Source organism: Streptococcus mitis, from assembly GCF_002096815.1.
Classification (GTDB): Bacteria; Bacillota; Bacilli; order Lactobacillales; family Streptococcaceae; genus Streptococcus; species Streptococcus mitis_AD.
In genome coordinates this window covers 154,467-169,318 of record NZ_NCVJ01000021.1, presented here as the reverse complement: position 1 = coordinate 169,318, position 14,852 = coordinate 154,467, and the positions used below count along the sequence as shown (strand labels likewise).

Below are 14,852 nucleotides of genomic sequence, written 5' to 3'. Positions count from 1 at the left end.
CACTTATAACAAATTAATGAATTTGTGATGCAAGTTCTTGGTCGTTTTGCTCAACGATTTCAGCAACTTTATACAATTGCGCATTGATTGCATCAAGTAAAGCCGCAAACTCTTCAATTTTTGGAGATAATTCTGTAAACTGTTGATCAAAGCTCTGAAAAGCAGCACCTTTCCAGTTCTCTCTAATAATCTCTTGTTCGTTACTCAATGTGCGAAGTACTTCTCTTACTTCTTCAGCACCATTAGTGTATTTTTGAGCAGAAGTACGTAGTTCCTCTGTTGTTAATTGAATTAAAGCCATATTAAACTCCTTTAAGTTATTTGTAAGTTTATTATATCAATAAGTGCCACAAATTACAAGTGCTTACACCATTTTTTACTAATAAAATATCAAAAAAATTCTCTTGTATTAGATTAAGGGTCTATTCGTTAAAAATCCTTTTCCTCTAACTTTCGATAAAAGTTTTTATTCTCTTGGTGTCGAGCTTCCAGTACATTCTCTATACGATTCTTATAAAGTTGATGATAGCTATCTAAATTGTTCTCTATCTCAAAGATATATGGTTGAATTTCAGCAAAACTACTATCTCTACATGCATAGGAAAGCGCCTCTAGGAGATGATCCGTCTCCCTACTAAACTTGTGGAAATCATCATCCAAATCCATCTCCAAACGTTCTAAGTCTCGTAATTTACGATTATGCTCATCCTCTAGTTTCTGAAGTACCTTTTTATCCATAACCAGTTTTCTCCTAGCTTTTGATCGGACTCTGTAAAGTAGGTGTTTGCAAGGTCTGTGTCAAGTAAGTTTCTGCAGCATCTGCAGCCTTTCCCTCAAATCCACCCTTAATATTGTTCACATAGGTCTTAGAAGCGTACTCTTGCATATCTGCGGCCGCTTCCTGCAACTTTTTAGCTAACTCAGCTCCTTTAGCAAGGATTGACAACTCTTTTGCAGTTACCAAGGCCCTGACTGCTTGGCGTTCTTGTTCCCTCATTCTTTCTTTGAAGGCTCTGTCGAGTTGCTCTCTTGTAATTAAAGTATCCTCATCCGTTAGGACTACCATTTTTTCCCCTCCATGTTTGCTTTACATCCGCCAATAGATTATTAAAATCTTCAGCACTATCTCTATCTATGGTCTCAAAGGAGCCACTAGCTTTGACCAAGCTCTCCCCCAGTTGCTGGATTTGTGTCAGGAAGGATGTTGCTGCTGTCTTCGTGTCACTAGCAAGGCCTTCATCCCAAAAGCTTGTTGTATCAAAACCAGAAAGAAGATTCGTAACTTCTGAGCTTGACAAATATCCAACCATGTCAAATGCTGTTGACCTTGTCTCCTTTACTATATTTTGAATGTCTTCCTTAGCGTCTGAAAGTAAGGTTTTCACGGATTTAACTTTGTCTTCCATGTCAAAATTTGCTAACTGGGCTGCTGTCTGAAGCAACTGAGCTCGAACCAAGATTCTTTGATTTCCTGAAAGATTGCCACTTCTCAGTTGTTCCTGATAACGAGGAATAGCTTCTCGATCCCATTTTATAGATTCCTGACGTGCTTCTTCGACGATTTTACTATATTCTATTGTATAATTCTTGTAAACTGCATAACCGATAGCCATCTTTGTTAGAGCCTCACCCCTCATAATGGCATTCAAAATATTTGAGGCTACATTATCATCAACTCCTAAAGCCCTGAGAGAATCTAAAGATGTCGCAATCAGTCGAGACAGCTTTTCACCTGCCCTGAGCAATTCTGGGTGAAAATCCTCAGACGCGGTCAACAAATTTCCCTTTCCATCCGATTGGAAAACACCAAAGTCATGGGAGCTTTCGGGATCAGTAATCTGAGTATAATGCAAGGGGACGAGGACATTGACTTTACCGACGGGTTTCTTAAGGGGTTCATCGGAGTCACCAGGTAATTTGGCAATGGTGTGTTCTCGATTAAGCATCCCCACGATATCAAAAGGATTGACATAATACTCGATCTTTTCGCTAATCTTTTTGATTTTCTCATCGCTGAGGCCCATTTCCTTTAAGCTCTTTGTCGTGTCTGGACCGTCAAAGAGGACCACTTTGCCGATTTTCTTCAGTTCTTCATCAGTGAGGCCAGCTACTCCTTGCGCAGAAACTATGGTCCCTAGGGAGTGACCTGTGATGTCCATCGTAGCATTTGGAGCCTTTTCACGCATCTCTGCGATTTTAGCTTTCATACCTGCCGTCGCTAACTTGGCTTGCGGGGTATGGATGTGGTTGAGGGCAAACTTCGCATCGTTGTCTATCCAATCGTTCCAATTTTCATAACTAATAGCATCACTTCCGCGGATAGCCATATAAGTTTTCGTAGTATCTTTAGTCAAGGTTGGCGTATCCGTTAAGTAGTAGGCATTGAAACCAGCTTTCTCATCCGTTAAAAGCCCTTTTTGATAGAGCTTGATAGGAGGCTCTTCTTGGTGAACCCCTCCGCCAGGATCACCAACTTGGAGTTTTATCTTATCTTCCACAGTATGTAAATCAGGATCTGGCTGCAAGTAGACTTTACCGTCATGAGGAAGTTTTTTACCTCCTTTAGTGATTTCCAACTCTTTTGTAATTTCGTTGTAAGATTGAATGTCTTTAGAGAAGTCAAATTGTAACGCTTCTCCTGAATCTAATATTTTTCTTTCTTCTTTACTCAGTCTCTCATATGTAAAAAGATTCGGTCGTCCTCTATATGCTGACTGAGCTAAATCCGCATAAAAATTATCAAAATTTTTTAAATTACTATTAGTCAAGCAGTTTACCCCCAATACGCAACGGACTACCAATTCCGATAGAATTAATTAAAATTTTTCCATCTGTAATCTTAATAATAACACTCCAGCTTGAGTTTGATATATTATTAAATCCTCCATAAACCTGAACAATATCGCCTCCTCCTTGAGGTGTACCATTTCCTATCTTATCCCATTGTGTCTGTTTCCAATCTATTTGAACCGATTCGACTTTAGGATTTAAAGATTTTACAAACTCCTTAATCTCTTCTTCATGTTCCTTTAAATAATCCAACTGCTTAGCTCGCGGACTAAGAAATACTCCTCCGAATAAATTTGTTTTCTGTGCCATCCATGCACCTCCTCCAAAAATTACAAGTGCTAAAACTAACCAAAGTAAAGTACGTTTTTTCATGAATGTTCTCCTAAATAAGCTGACTGTGCTAAATTCGCATAAAAATTATCAAAGGTTTTTAAATTACTATTAGTCATAATAATACCATCCCCCATCCCTATAAATTCTTATAGGCTGCATTTCATAAATTCCAAATTCCTTTGGTATACTGTTTGCATCATTGTCTAAAGAAAATCCAACCATGAATTTCGTCTTATCATTATTATTTACCTTTCCTCTAAGTGTCAACATATAGCCTCCACCTTGAGGAGTTCCATTTCCTACTTGACCAACCTTCATACTATCCCAATCAAACTGAACACTTTCAACTTTAGGACTTAAAGACTTGACAAAATCAGCCATATCTTCTTCATGCTCCTTCAGATAAGCCAACTGCTTAGCCCGTGGGCTCAGAGCTATTCCTCCAAATAGATTTGTTGCCTGTGCCATCCATGCGCCTCCTCCAAAAATTACAAGGGCTAAAACTAACCAAAGCAAAGTACGTTTTTTCATGAATATTCTCCTATAACATGTGAATATAGCCATATTATATCATGAATGTAAAAAAATTTTTATCATGAACCGCCCCTCAAAGCTTAACCAAAAATCTAACGCTCTCAATATCTGTACTTTATCAGTATTTTATTTGAAAAAAATTTTCTATAAAATTCCTTTTACACTATCTTTCCAATAATTCCTATAATAGGAATCAAAGAAAAACCTACAAGATCTGATTCTAAGGTGCTATCCCATCTTTTTCATTCATTTAGACTAACTGCAATTGAATTACATCTTATTGCTTCTTTTTTCATCTAGTTTAACACTCTAGAATTAGCTTCAAGGCATGTTCCTAACATATAAAAAAGCCCTGTCCCAAGACAAGGCTTTGAGCTTCTTCACTTTGCCGATTGCAGGGATTGAACCTGTGACCTAGGCTTTACGAGTGCCTTGCTCTAGCAACTGAGCTAAATCGGCGATTACACTTACAGTATAGCACTCTAAGAATAGGTGTCAAGAAATTTTCATCTCTGTTAAAAAAGCCTGTCCTGAGACAAGGCTTTGATAACATCTATGCTAAGAACCCGCACTTTCGTAGGCATCTAAACCCCTATCCCAAAGTTTAAGGGAAATGACAAAGAAAACCATAGAAATCAACATCAAACCACCAATGTTAAAGATAACATCCTTGTCCTGCAAGAAATAGCTGGCAGGATAGTAGGCCGTAAAGGCAAAAGGTACAATAAAACTGATTAACCAACGAAGAAGCGAATTGTAAATGGAAATCGGATACTTGGCAAAATCATTAAACATATAGAAAATATAAATCATTGCTCCTGACTGCTTGGTCCAAAAAGCGATGCTGGCTGTCGCGATTTTCAAGGAAGTATAAATCAAGGTCGCAAAAGGAATACAAACTAGGAAAAGCAGGAATTTTGGAAGAGTCCAAGCAATGCTAGATACCGTTGTCGCTAGTAGGATCCCACCAACCAAGAGTTCGCCCAAAGCATCAATCTGAAAGGTTTCAACTAGGATGTGAAAGAGAGGGTTGATAGGACGAGTCAGGTATTTGTCAAATTCTCCTTTTCGAACCAAGCGTTGACCTAACGCCCAGAGATTGTCAAAAAAGAGATGGTCCAACCCCTTAGGAATCAAGGAAAAGCCATAAATAAAAGCAATCTCTTGAAAGGTCCAACCTTCTAGGGATGGAATATGTTGAAAGATGACATTGAGAAACAAGAGGTTCAGACCTTGAGTCAGAAAGACTCCTAAAACCCCCACCACAAAATCCACCTTGTATTCCATGATTTGCTTGATGTATTGTCTGATAAAAATCAGATGCATGCGTTGATATTTTTTCATACTAACCTCCTTGAATGGTGATAAATGACTGGACTCGTTTCCAAATCAACTGAGACAAGCCCACCATTACTAAGAGCCAGAAAAACTGCAAAGCGAGCGCCTGAAGAATCTGATTGGCATCGTATTTCCCAACGATAATCATGACCGGAGTGTAAATTAAGGATGAAAAAGGCAGGAAGGACAGAATATCTGAAACAACCTTTGGAAAGAAAGCCAAGGGAATCAAACTTCCAGACATAAAGGCCACTATGGAAGTCTTGAGTAGATTGGAACCCCAAAGATTTTTAAACACAAAGGCTGAAAAACCAAAGCAGATATTAAAGAAAAAGTTGATCAGGTAGGCTAGCGTTAAGCTAAAAAGATAAAGGACAGTTAATCCCAGCACTTCTACCATCCCTTGCCCAGATAAGATTTTCATCAAAACAATGACACTTAAAAATGGAAGACCGACACTGATAAAAATCAACCACTTTGACCCAAGCTCGGTAAAGAGATAAGAAGCCGCAAAATGCACTGGTCGCAACAAGCGCATGATAATGGAACCATCCTTGACCTCCTCTCCAATCATAAAGGAAGAATCGGACCTAGTTAGAAGATTGGTCAAAAAACTCATAATGATATAGAGGGTGATATCTGCCATACTAAAGCCCTGAATCAAGGACTCTTGCGAAGAATCAAAGACAGCCTTCCAGAGATAAAAGGCCACAAAAGCACCCATTACATCGCCGATCCGATAAAGAATAAAGTTGACTCGGTAAGTAATCAACTCCTGAACCCCTGCATTGATAAAGGGTTTATAACGTCTCCACAATTTGACCATCTTAGAGCTCCTTTCGGTAGAAGCGACGGATAATATCTTCAATATCCGTATCCACCATCTTCAAATCGCGGATTTCAAAATCAGACAGGGTTTGCTTGATAATGTCAGCTGTCTGGTAGCGTGAACTATCGAATTCAATGTTGAGACTATTCCCTTGTCTATCAATTGTCATATCCGAAAAGCCTTCATAGTGAGAAACTAGATGACTTTGACCTGGTAGCAGTTCAAAGGAGAGAGTCTTCATCTTGCCAAATGTATCCTTAAGCTGGCTAACCGTTCCATCAAAAATCTCCTGCCCCTTATCAATCATAAAGATCCGATCACAGAGTTGCTCAATATCGCTCAGGTCATGAGTGGTCAAGAGAATGGTTGTTTCTTCCTCCTGATTGATCTGAGTAATAGCCCGACGAATGTTATCCTTGACCGAAACGTCCAAACCAATGGTCGGCTCATCTAAAAAGAGAACCTTGGGATTGTGAAGCAAGGAAGCCGCAATATCCGCCCGCATCCGTTGTCCCAGCGAAAGAGTTCTCACGGGATCCTTGATAAAGTCCTTCAAATCCAAGACTTCATTCAAAAAGTCCATGCGCTTATGAAAGAGCGAGTCTGGCACATCATAAATCTCTTTTAAAACCGTGTAGGTCTCTTGCAGGGCCAAATCCCACCATAGCTGGGTGCGTTGTCCAAAAACCACTCCAATATCCTTGACATAATCTTGACGATTGTCCTGGGGAATCTTGCCATTAATCCGACAAAAACCAGATGTCGGTTTCAAAATCCCAGTCAGCATTTTAATGGTTGTCGACTTCCCAGCACCATTTGCCCCGATGAAACCTAAAATTTGCCCTTTTGGCACCTCAAAGGTCAAATCTTTGACCGCTTCGAAGGTCTGCTTTTCAGGATGAATAAAGGAGCGTAATGCCCCCTTCAAGCCCGGTTCCTTAACAGTCTTCACAAAATTTTTCTGAAGATGTTCCACTTCTATCATTACCATATCTATCTCCCTAGCGTAAGGAATAGCAACATTGTGTTTTTGACTACAAGTATTCTAAATCCTTACTTTCTACACCTTCTCAATATTATTACAGAAGTCTTTACACCAATCTATTATAGTCCAATAAAAACTAGAATGCAAGCGTTTGCTTAAAGTTTATGAAATTGAAATTTTTCTCTTAAAAAGGTATTTTTAGATCAAAATTCTAGTTTAATCGTTTCCTTAAAACACCAAAAAACCCACCCAATGGGCAGGTTTTCTCTGTATTATTCAGCTAGATTAAGCTTTACCTTCTGAACCGAATACGTCGATACGTTCTTCAACTGATGCTTGGATAGCTTTTACACCGTCAGCCAAGAATTTACGTGGGTCGAAGAGTTTTTTCTTGTCGTATTCTGCTTCGTTTGCTTCGTAGTCACGAGCAAATTTACGAGTTGCGTTAGCGAATGCGATTTGGCATTCAGTGTTAACGTTAACTTTCGCAACACCAAGTTTGATAGCTGCTTGGATTTGCTCATCAGGAATACCTGATCCACCGTGCAATACGATTGGGAATCCTGGAAGAGCTTCTGTCAATTTTTGCAAGTGATCAAGGTCAAGACCTTCCCAGTTTGCTGGGTAAGGACCGTGGATGTTACCGATACCAGCTGCCAAGAAGTCAATACCAGTTTCAACCATTGCTTTAGCGTCTTCGATTGGAGCCAATTCGCCTTTACCGATGATTCCATCTTCTTCACCACCGATAGTACCAACTTCAGCTTCTACTGAGATACCTTTAGCGTGTGCTTTTTCAACAACTTCTTTAGCCAATTTAAGGTTTTCTTCAACTGGAAGGTGTGAACCGTCAAACATGATTGAAGTGTAACCAACTTCGATACACTCAAGTGCATCTTCGTAGTGACCGTGGTCAAGGTGGATAGCTACTGGTACAGTGATACCCATTGATTCAACAAGGTTAGCGATCAAGTTGCGAGCAACTTTGTAACCACCCATGTATTTAGCAGCACCCATTGAAGTTTGGATCAAAACTGGAGCTTTTTTAGCTTCTGCTGCACGCAAGATAGCTTGAGTCCACTCAAGGTTGTTTGTGTTAAATCCACCAACTGCATAACCGTTGTCACGAGCTGCTTGGACAAATTTTTCTGCTGAAACGATTGCCATTTTATCAGGCCTCCTGTATATTTTTATGGGTCATCCCATTTACATTGTTCATTTTATCACTTTTTGACAAAAAAATCTAGTTTTTCCCGTAGTTTCGATTGAATTTCTTCTAGCTCCATCTATGTAAACCCTTTCTCTCCCTAGTCTTGGGCGACTTTTGGAAAAACTATAAAGAAGGTTAAACGATTCTCTTGCATTTCAAAATGATAAGGTAATTTTTCATGTTCTAATAAACTCTTGACAACAAAGAGTCCCATCCCAGACCCCTTAGCCTTGCGACTAGCATTATCAGAAAAAGATTGGGCTAGTTTTTCTTGTTCTTCTGGACTACAGCTATTTTCTATAAAAAGTTCACCTTCTCTTTCTCCAATGCGAACCAAGCCACCTGGAACAGAGTGCTTGATAGCATTGCTGATGAGGTTAGAAAGAATCAACTTCATGACTGATGGATTTAGATAGGCCTGATGATGGTTCAAACCATTTTCAATTTGAAGTTCTCTTTCCTTGGCTAGTAAAGCATAATCTTGAACTAGACTTTGCGTCATCTGGAGGAGATCTATTATTTCCCTATCATCTCGCAATTCCTGCACAGAAGAGAGAGAAAGTATCTGGAGAACGTGGTGATTGAGCTCATCCACAATCCCCAAGGCAACTCCCAGATAGTGGTCTCTATCCTTATAGCGGCCGATATTCTCTTTCATGTTTTCAATCAGAATTTTCAAACTAGCCAGAGGTGTTTTCAGTTCATGAGAGGCACCACGTAAGAACTCAACCTTCATCTTTTCCAGCTGGAGAATGGCTTCATTCTTGTCATGCAAGTCCGCAATCACAGTCAAAAGATGCTGGTAGAGGCTATTAATTTGTTCCTTGAGATCCCCAATCTCATCCTTAGAATCCACGCGCAATCGCACTTGGGCATCCAAATCCATCATCCGACGGGTCACCCGCTTGATTTCCAAAATTGGAGCAACAATAGTCCGAGCATAGATATAGGCTACCAAAAGAGAAATTAGAAAGGATGCCAGCAAGGTATAGGGAAGAAACTGGAGACTGATTTGCTCTGCTTCCTTTTGCAAGTCCATGGAAGCTAGAAACTGGAGAGTCAGAGTACCACCGTCTTGCGTTGTCACCTCACGCTCCTCAATAAAGAGAGAGGTGGTCTGGCGGCCTGTGTCCAGAGGAAGGCTGTCTTTGACTTCTAACTTGTCCTCGGTCATCTCGCCCTTAACGGCCCCCTTGATATCACTAGTCTGGGAATACAAGTCTAACACTTGCTCGATATTCTGCCTATCTTTCCCTTCTAGGGACTGGGCAATGGCTGTTGCCTTCTGACCAATGGTTTCCTGACGATGACTCAGATAAGTCGAAGGAAAAAGAAAATAAATAGCCAAATGAAGGCAGATAACCAGAACACTAAATATCGAGAAGGTATAGATAAATATCTTTGTAAATAAACCTGTTCGTTTCATTTTCGCTCCAATTTATAACCAACATTGCGCACAGTGAGGATGCAATCCAAGTCTAGCTTTTTCCGCAGTTCCTTGATATAAACATCAATGACACGGTCAAAGGGAACCTCATCTGTCGCTTTCCATACGGCATCGATTATCTGAGATCGAGTCAATGCCCTTCCTTCATTTTTCACCAGATAGTCCAAAATTTCCAACTCTTTAGCATTAACAGCCACTTCTTGACCTGCTAGGCTGGCACTGTAGCTCTCAAAGTCCACCTTGGTATCCTTATAGGAGAAGATTCGTCCCGTATCGTAGTAACGCTTGAAAATCGCGTCCACCCTCACTTTTAAGAGGGAAAGGGAGAAAGGTTTTTCCAGATAGCCATCTGCTAGCGAAGCAAAAGCACTCATCTTGTATTCCTCATCCTGAAAAGCTGTCAACATCAAGACAGGGACCTGGCTGGTTTTACGAATCTCAGCTAGGACTTCTAGGCCATTGAGCTTGGGCATCTGAATATCCAGTAAAACCAAGGCTACTTCATAGCTGGAAAATTTTTCTAAGGCTTCTTGCCCATCTGCTGCCTCAATGATTTCATAACCGCAATCCGTCAAATAGTCACTGACCCCCTCACGGATCATCTCTTCATCTTCTACAATTAAAATTTTCATACTTTAACTGCTCTCTATTTTTTATTTTTTCTTAGAATAAATACCTACTCTATTTATTATAGCCTCTTACTGGCCTTTTGTCTGTAATCAACTGACCACTAGATAAAACAAAGAGAGCCTATCGCTCTCTCTGCTTGCATTTCACTCTCTATAGAATGAAAATTATTTAGCTGCTTTTGAAAATGTTACAACGTAATTATAATCTTTCCCATTAGATTGATAGACATAGTCCTCTTTGAAAGTATAGCCGCGTTTGCTCAGCTCTTCTTTCTTAGCTTCAACTTGTTTCTTAACTGCTACTTTCACCTCTTCATTTGATAAACCTTCTGCAATTTCAAGAGAAGTTCCATTGATATCTCCTAGGAAACCTGCAATATCTTTCATTTGATCAAAGTTATAAAAAACATTGACTTTGACCTTTTGAGGAGCTGGCTGTTCTAGACTTCTACGATTTCTGCTAGCGCGCGGTTGAACTGCTGGAGCCATTCTGAAACCTGAAGTTCCTGTAGCCTCCTTAGTGAATGTAACGACGTAGTTATAATTTTTCACAGTAGTATCTTGTTCAAAAATAATGTCATTTTTCACATGATACCCTCTAGCAGCTAAGTCTTTTATCTTGGCTTGAATTTTTTCTTTTACTAGCTCTTTTGCCTGTGCTTCACTCGTTCCAGCAGGAATTTTGACAGTGTTATCTTCTCCCGGGTCAGATAGAAAACCATGAATATCTGGCATTCCAGCGAAGTTATAGCTAATATTTACAGTTCCATCTGGTTCTGATGTTGAACGTGCCACTCTTCTTGCTCTTGCTTGAACCGATGGGGCATTTCTAAAACTTGAAGCCCCTTCTGAAGTTGAAGAAGGTTGTGTTGGAGCTTCACCTGATCCATGTCCTATCGCTGTGCTTCCATCATTAATAGTAGTACCTTCATTACGGCCATTTGTTAAATTATCTTTATTGTAGTTTGGTGCTGGTAATTCTTCACCTGGAACATTAATCTCATCAATCTTAGTTTGATATTCATCCGTAGCATCTACTGCTGCATCGTGATTTTCAGCATTTTTTATTGCTGCTAATGCTTCTTCTTTTAATTCATTTAATTTTTCTTTTAATTTTGTTTTTTCTGCTTCATCTTTAACTTTTTCAATTTCACTATGTTTTGAAGCCACAATTTTTTCAATAACATCTTTTCCATCTTTTTTTGCTTCCTCAAGTTTTTCATCTTTAGGTGCTACTTCTTCAGACGGAGTATCTTCTTTAGGTGCCGGAGCCGGATTTGGTGTTTCATCCTTTGAATCTACTGGATTTGATGTATCTCCATTTTGATTAGTTGGTAGTTTATCCTCTTTTGGCGCTGTTGCTTCGGTTTTTGGAGCTGAAGTTTCAGGTTGTTCTGTAGTCCCTGTGTTTGAAGTAGTACCATCTGTTACCGGACTTGATGTTGCTACATTACCTGAATCATTTGTAGCTTCCGCAGATGGAGTATTAGAAGGTTCTGACTTTGTTTCAGATTTACCTGATTCTCCAGCTGGCTGTGCAGTGGAATTGGTATCGCCTGATGTGACCGGTGCTTCTTCGCTTGGGGTTACCGGTGCCGGTGTCGCTGGTTCTTCCGCTTTCGGAGCAGGTGTCGTTGGTTCCTCTGATTTTGGTGCGGGTGCTACTGGCTCCTCTGATTTTGGCGCTGGAGACACTGGTGCCTCTGATTTTGGCGCTGGAGATACTGATTCCTCCACCTTTGGCGCTGGTGTCGCTGGTTCTTCCACTTTCGGCGCTGGTGTCGTTGGTTCCTCTGCTTTCGGTGCTGGTGTTGTTGGTTCCTCTGATTTTGGTGCTGGTGTCGCTGGTTCTTCTGCTTTTGGCGCTGTTGCAGTTGGCTCGTCTACTTTCGGTGCTGGAGATACTGGCTCATCCACCTTTGGTGCTGGCACCGCTGGTTCTTCTGCTTTCGGTGCTGGTGTCGTTGGTTCCTCTGCTTTTGGTGCTGGTGTCGCTGGTTCTTCTGCTTTTGGCGCTGTTGCAGTTGGCTCGTCTACTTTCGGTGCTGGAGATACTAGCTCATCCACCTTTGGTGCTGGCACCGCTGGTTCTTCTGCTTTCGGTGCTGGCGCTACTGATTCCTCCACTTTTGGTGCGGGTGTCGCTGGCTCATCCACTTTTGGTGCTGGAGTCGCTGGCTCATCCACTTTTGGTGCTGGAGTCGCTGGCTCATCTGCTTTTGGCGTGGTAGCCGCTGACTCGTCTGCTTTCAGTGCTGGAGCCGCTGGTTCTTCTGCTTTTGGCATTGGAGTCAATGGCGCTTCTACTTTCGGTGCCGGAGTCACTGGTACCTCTGCTTTTGGCGCTGGCGCTTCAGAACTTGGATTTGAAGCTACAGGTTGATTTGTAGTTCCTATATTTGAAGGGGCCTTGTCTGCTGCTGGTGCTTCTGAGGCAAGTTCTTCACCCGATTCTTCCGCTCTTTCCACTACTGGAGCTGATACAGGCTGATAGACTGGGCTATAGTTCACAGCCATTTTTTCAACTTTCTCAGTGACATCTGTTAATTCAAAAGTAACAGCTTTTGTCTCTTGATCTTTCTTGAGCAAGACTTCGTAAGTGCGAACTTCGCCACTTGCACCACTTTCCTTGATGACAATCTTGTGTTTTGTGACTGTATCTGAAATCGTTTCAGCTTCAGTAAAGTACAATTCATTGTGCGGTAAGAATAAATTCTTGCCTGAAGTTTGATTCATTTCTTGGAGTACATCTACAGGGATATTACTTGCTTCGCTGATAACACTTAATGTGTCCCCCCACTTAATAACATACTTAAATAAATCACCTTCTTTTTGAATATCAGCCTTTACTTCTGCAACTGTTCTGGCTACCCAGACACCATCTTGTTCACTGGCTGACACAGTTGGAGCTAAAAAGCCCAGCCCCAATAAAATCACACCTGTCGCAACAATTGCACCAGTTCTTAATTTTCTAAATCCACGGAGAGATAATGTTCCTCTAACATTTGTTTGTCTCATAATGTTTATTTTTCCTCACTAATCTATATTTTCCAAAGTAGACCCTTCCTAGGTCTACTAGTCTATGTTTACAATATGGATAGGCTTCTACAGATTTATCTATCTATTTTCAAGATAAGGTTTCTATATATTTTTATGCACAATCCCATATATAAGTTGTGAAATCCCTTTCTAATAAATTCAATAGCTTTAGTATATCATATTCAAGTACTAAAGTACAAAGAAAGCAACTGAAAGCAATGATTTTCACCACTGCTTTCGGCTCTATTTTGAATTGTTAAATAGGCATTCTCTATCCACCATTCTTGAATAGAAAAATAAGATGTAGTCTCTATTTTAGACTAATTTTTTCAAATTTATTCACTATCCAGCAGAAGCTCTTTTGGTTGTTTTCTTAGGAGATTGCTTGAAGCAAGCGCCATAACGAGAACCACTAGAACCAAGGCAAGGACAAATACGATGATAAAGTCTGATGTCTGAATGGAAATGTCTAGGCTCGACAAGGTCTTGCTAAAGCCATCTACTTCTGCACCACCACCAAGGTTAGAGGCTTGAGCAGCCTTGCTGGCTTGCTTAGCAACACCTGAAGTGACGTTGGCAAGAACAGTATTTCCGATTGCACGCGCTGTGTAAGTAGCTAAGAAGTAAGCAGAAACAAGAGCAGGGATGGCAATCAAGATGGATTCAGTGATGAATTGACCCAAGATACTTGCCTGCTTGAGACCGATAGAGAGGAGAATACCCACTTCCTTGCGACGGGCATTGATCCAAAGGCTGAGCAAGAGGGCAAGGAGAAGGACTGAGAAGCTCAAGCTACCCCAGAAGAGGAGGTTGGCCATCTTGTACATGCCAGAGATGGATTGCTCAAGAGCTGGGTAGTTAGAGGAGCTCTTAACTAAAGTATAGCTCTTCCAGTTGATACCACTGATGCCATTCAACTCTTTCATAACATCATCCAAGTTCTTGTCCGCTGTTACAAAGAAGGTTGCGTCCCCATAAATAGCTGTGTCTTCTGTGTATCCATAAAGCTTTGCAGCAGTGTGAATGTCTGTGATAGCTGTATTTTCATAGAGTTCTTGTGAGTAGGTTACTGCTGACTTATTATGACCATCAAAGAGTCCCTTGATTGTCACTTCGACTGTTTCCTTGGCTCCTTTTTCATTGTCTGCATCGTAGATATTGGAGTCTAGTTTGACCTTATCCCCGACTTTCCAGCCGTGTTTGGCTGCCAAGTCCTTGTGCAGGAGGATCTTGTCCTTGTCGTCGTTTGTTAAGTGCTCTCCTTCAACCAATTTATAAGAGCCCGAGACAAACTTGTCTTCTTTAGAGGAGTCATTGACACCTGTAATCATCAAGCTACTTCCAAAATGTTTAGCACGGTCAGGTGTTAGATTTTTCTTGGTATCTGGCGTTTCGATAAGTTCATATCCAGTCAAATCTCCGATAGCGTTGATACGTTTCACATAAGACTCGATGGCCTTGTTTTCAGTGATTTTTTTGATATCTTCACCCTTAATATTCCCAGCACCACGAGGCGTTCCTTGATTAACGCGACGATTGATTTGCATGGAGAAGCTATTGGTGATATTTTTAAAGGTCTCCTGAGAAGCCTTGGCAGTAGCTCCCTTAATCGACAAGCCGACCAAACTTAAGCTCGCCATGAGGAGAATAATCAGGAAGATGACAATCGATTTGAAAAACTTCCTTGTAACATAGGCAAATGCGTTGTGTAACATAGG

General features: G+C 40.8%; 14 protein-coding genes and 1 tRNA gene. All 15 read right to left on the bottom strand.

Translation table 11 applies throughout. The features are described 5' to 3' along the window. Positions 1-13: 13 nt before the first annotated feature. The gene (locus B7696_RS07535; protein WP_020902061.1) at positions 14-301 is read right to left on the bottom strand and encodes a WXG100 family type VII secretion target; all 288 of its coding nucleotides are present in this window, start codon (positions 299-301) and stop codon (positions 14-16) included. Between the two features lie 128 nt (positions 302-429). Then, complete coding sequence (locus B7696_RS07530) at positions 430-738, bottom strand: hypothetical protein (protein ID WP_084863052.1); 309 nt, start codon at positions 736-738, stop codon at positions 430-432. Positions 739-751: 13 nt separating this feature from the next. Continuing rightward, positions 752-1,066, bottom strand: a complete 315-nt coding sequence (locus B7696_RS07525) for a hypothetical protein (RefSeq protein ID WP_020902063.1) — start codon at positions 1,064-1,066, stop codon at positions 752-754. Beyond that, a complete protein-coding gene (locus tag B7696_RS07520; protein ID WP_084863051.1) occupies positions 1,047-2,768 on the bottom strand; it encodes a cutinase family protein in 1,722 nt (573 codons plus the stop codon). Before B7696_RS07520 ends, B7696_RS07525 begins: the two co-directional genes overlap by 20 nt. Next, positions 2,761-3,162 (bottom strand): hypothetical protein, encoded by a 402-nt coding sequence (locus B7696_RS07515; RefSeq protein WP_020902067.1) that lies wholly within the window; start codon positions 3,160-3,162, stop codon positions 2,761-2,763. Before B7696_RS07515 ends, B7696_RS07520 begins: the two co-directional genes overlap by 8 nt. Before the next feature lie 69 nt (positions 3,163-3,231). Beyond that, a complete protein-coding gene (locus B7696_RS07510; protein ID WP_020902068.1) occupies positions 3,232-3,654 on the bottom strand; it encodes a hypothetical protein in 423 nt (140 codons plus the stop codon). 389 nt (positions 3,655-4,043) lie between these two features. Beyond that, positions 4,044-4,116: transfer RNA gene (locus B7696_RS07505), tRNA-Thr, on the bottom strand. Positions 4,117-4,215: 99 nt separating this feature from the next. Then, on the bottom strand, positions 4,216-5,001 hold the full coding sequence (locus tag B7696_RS07500) for an ABC transporter permease (RefSeq protein WP_064276354.1): 786 nt from the start codon (positions 4,999-5,001) through the stop codon (positions 4,216-4,218). A gap of 1 nt (position 5,002) precedes the next feature. Next, the gene (locus B7696_RS07495; protein WP_084863049.1) at positions 5,003-5,821 is read right to left on the bottom strand and encodes an ABC transporter permease; all 819 of its coding nucleotides are present in this window, start codon (positions 5,819-5,821) and stop codon (positions 5,003-5,005) included. Between the two features lies 1 nt (position 5,822). Further along, positions 5,823-6,815, bottom strand: a complete 993-nt coding sequence (locus B7696_RS07490) for an ABC transporter ATP-binding protein (RefSeq protein ID WP_084863047.1) — start codon at positions 6,813-6,815, stop codon at positions 5,823-5,825. A 279-nt stretch (positions 6,816-7,094) separates the two neighbouring features. Further along, the gene (locus B7696_RS07485) at positions 7,095-7,976 is read right to left on the bottom strand and encodes a class II fructose-bisphosphate aldolase (RefSeq protein WP_001019001.1); all 882 of its coding nucleotides are present in this window, start codon (positions 7,974-7,976) and stop codon (positions 7,095-7,097) included. Between the two features lie 140 nt (positions 7,977-8,116). Further along, entirely contained in the window at positions 8,117-9,445 is a 1,329-nt protein-coding gene (vncS, locus tag B7696_RS07480) for a sensor histidine kinase VncS (protein WP_084863045.1), read from the bottom strand. Continuing rightward, positions 9,442-10,098 (bottom strand): response regulator transcription factor VncR, encoded by a 657-nt coding sequence (vncR, locus tag B7696_RS07475; protein ID WP_049499901.1) that lies wholly within the window; start codon positions 10,096-10,098, stop codon positions 9,442-9,444. Before vncR ends, vncS begins: the two co-directional genes overlap by 4 nt. Before the next feature lie 162 nt (positions 10,099-10,260). Then, the gene (locus tag B7696_RS07470) at positions 10,261-13,113 is read right to left on the bottom strand and encodes a LysM peptidoglycan-binding domain-containing protein (protein ID WP_084863043.1); all 2,853 of its coding nucleotides are present in this window, start codon (positions 13,111-13,113) and stop codon (positions 10,261-10,263) included. Positions 13,114-13,469: 356 nt separating this feature from the next. Continuing rightward, positions 13,470-14,849, bottom strand: a complete 1,380-nt coding sequence (gene vex3 / locus B7696_RS07465) for an ABC transporter permease subunit Vex3 (protein ID WP_084863041.1) — start codon at positions 14,847-14,849, stop codon at positions 13,470-13,472. Positions 14,850-14,852 lie beyond the last annotated feature (3 nt).

Excerpts from the sequence above, each read along its gene's own strand:
- B7696_RS07490 (WP_084863047.1), bottom strand. The coding sequence starts at position 6,815 with ATGGTAATGATAGAAGTGGAACATCTTCAGAAAAATTTTGTGAAGACT.
- B7696_RS07495 (WP_084863049.1), bottom strand. The coding sequence starts at position 5,821 with ATGGTCAAATTGTGGAGACGTTATAAACCCTTTATCAATGCAGGGGTT.
- B7696_RS07510 (WP_020902068.1), bottom strand. The coding sequence starts at position 3,654 with ATGAAAAAACGTACTTTGCTTTGGTTAGTTTTAGCCCTTGTAATTTTT.
- vncS (WP_084863045.1), bottom strand. The coding sequence starts at position 9,445 with ATGAAACGAACAGGTTTATTTACAAAGATATTTATCTATACCTTCTCG.
- vncR (WP_049499901.1), bottom strand. The coding sequence starts at position 10,098 with ATGAAAATTTTAATTGTAGAAGATGAAGAGATGATCCGTGAGGGGGTC.
- B7696_RS07470 (WP_084863043.1), bottom strand. The coding sequence starts at position 13,113 with ATGAGACAAACAAATGTTAGAGGAACATTATCTCTCCGTGGATTTAGA.
- B7696_RS07530 (WP_084863052.1), bottom strand. The coding sequence starts at position 738 with ATGGATAAAAAGGTACTTCAGAAACTAGAGGATGAGCATAATCGTAAA.
- B7696_RS07535 (WP_020902061.1), bottom strand. The coding sequence starts at position 301 with ATGGCTTTAATTCAATTAACAACAGAGGAACTACGTACTTCTGCTCAA.
- B7696_RS07485 (WP_001019001.1), bottom strand. The coding sequence starts at position 7,976 with ATGGCAATCGTTTCAGCAGAAAAATTTGTCCAAGCAGCTCGTGACAAC.
- vex3 (WP_084863041.1), bottom strand. The coding sequence starts at position 14,849 with ATGTTACACAACGCATTTGCCTATGTTACAAGGAAGTTTTTCAAATCG.
- B7696_RS07500 (WP_064276354.1), bottom strand. The coding sequence starts at position 5,001 with ATGAAAAAATATCAACGCATGCATCTGATTTTTATCAGACAATACATC.
- B7696_RS07525 (WP_020902063.1), bottom strand. The coding sequence starts at position 1,066 with ATGGTAGTCCTAACGGATGAGGATACTTTAATTACAAGAGAGCAACTC.
- B7696_RS07515 (WP_020902067.1), bottom strand. The coding sequence starts at position 3,162 with ATGAAAAAACGTACTTTACTTTGGTTAGTTTTAGCACTTGTAATTTTT.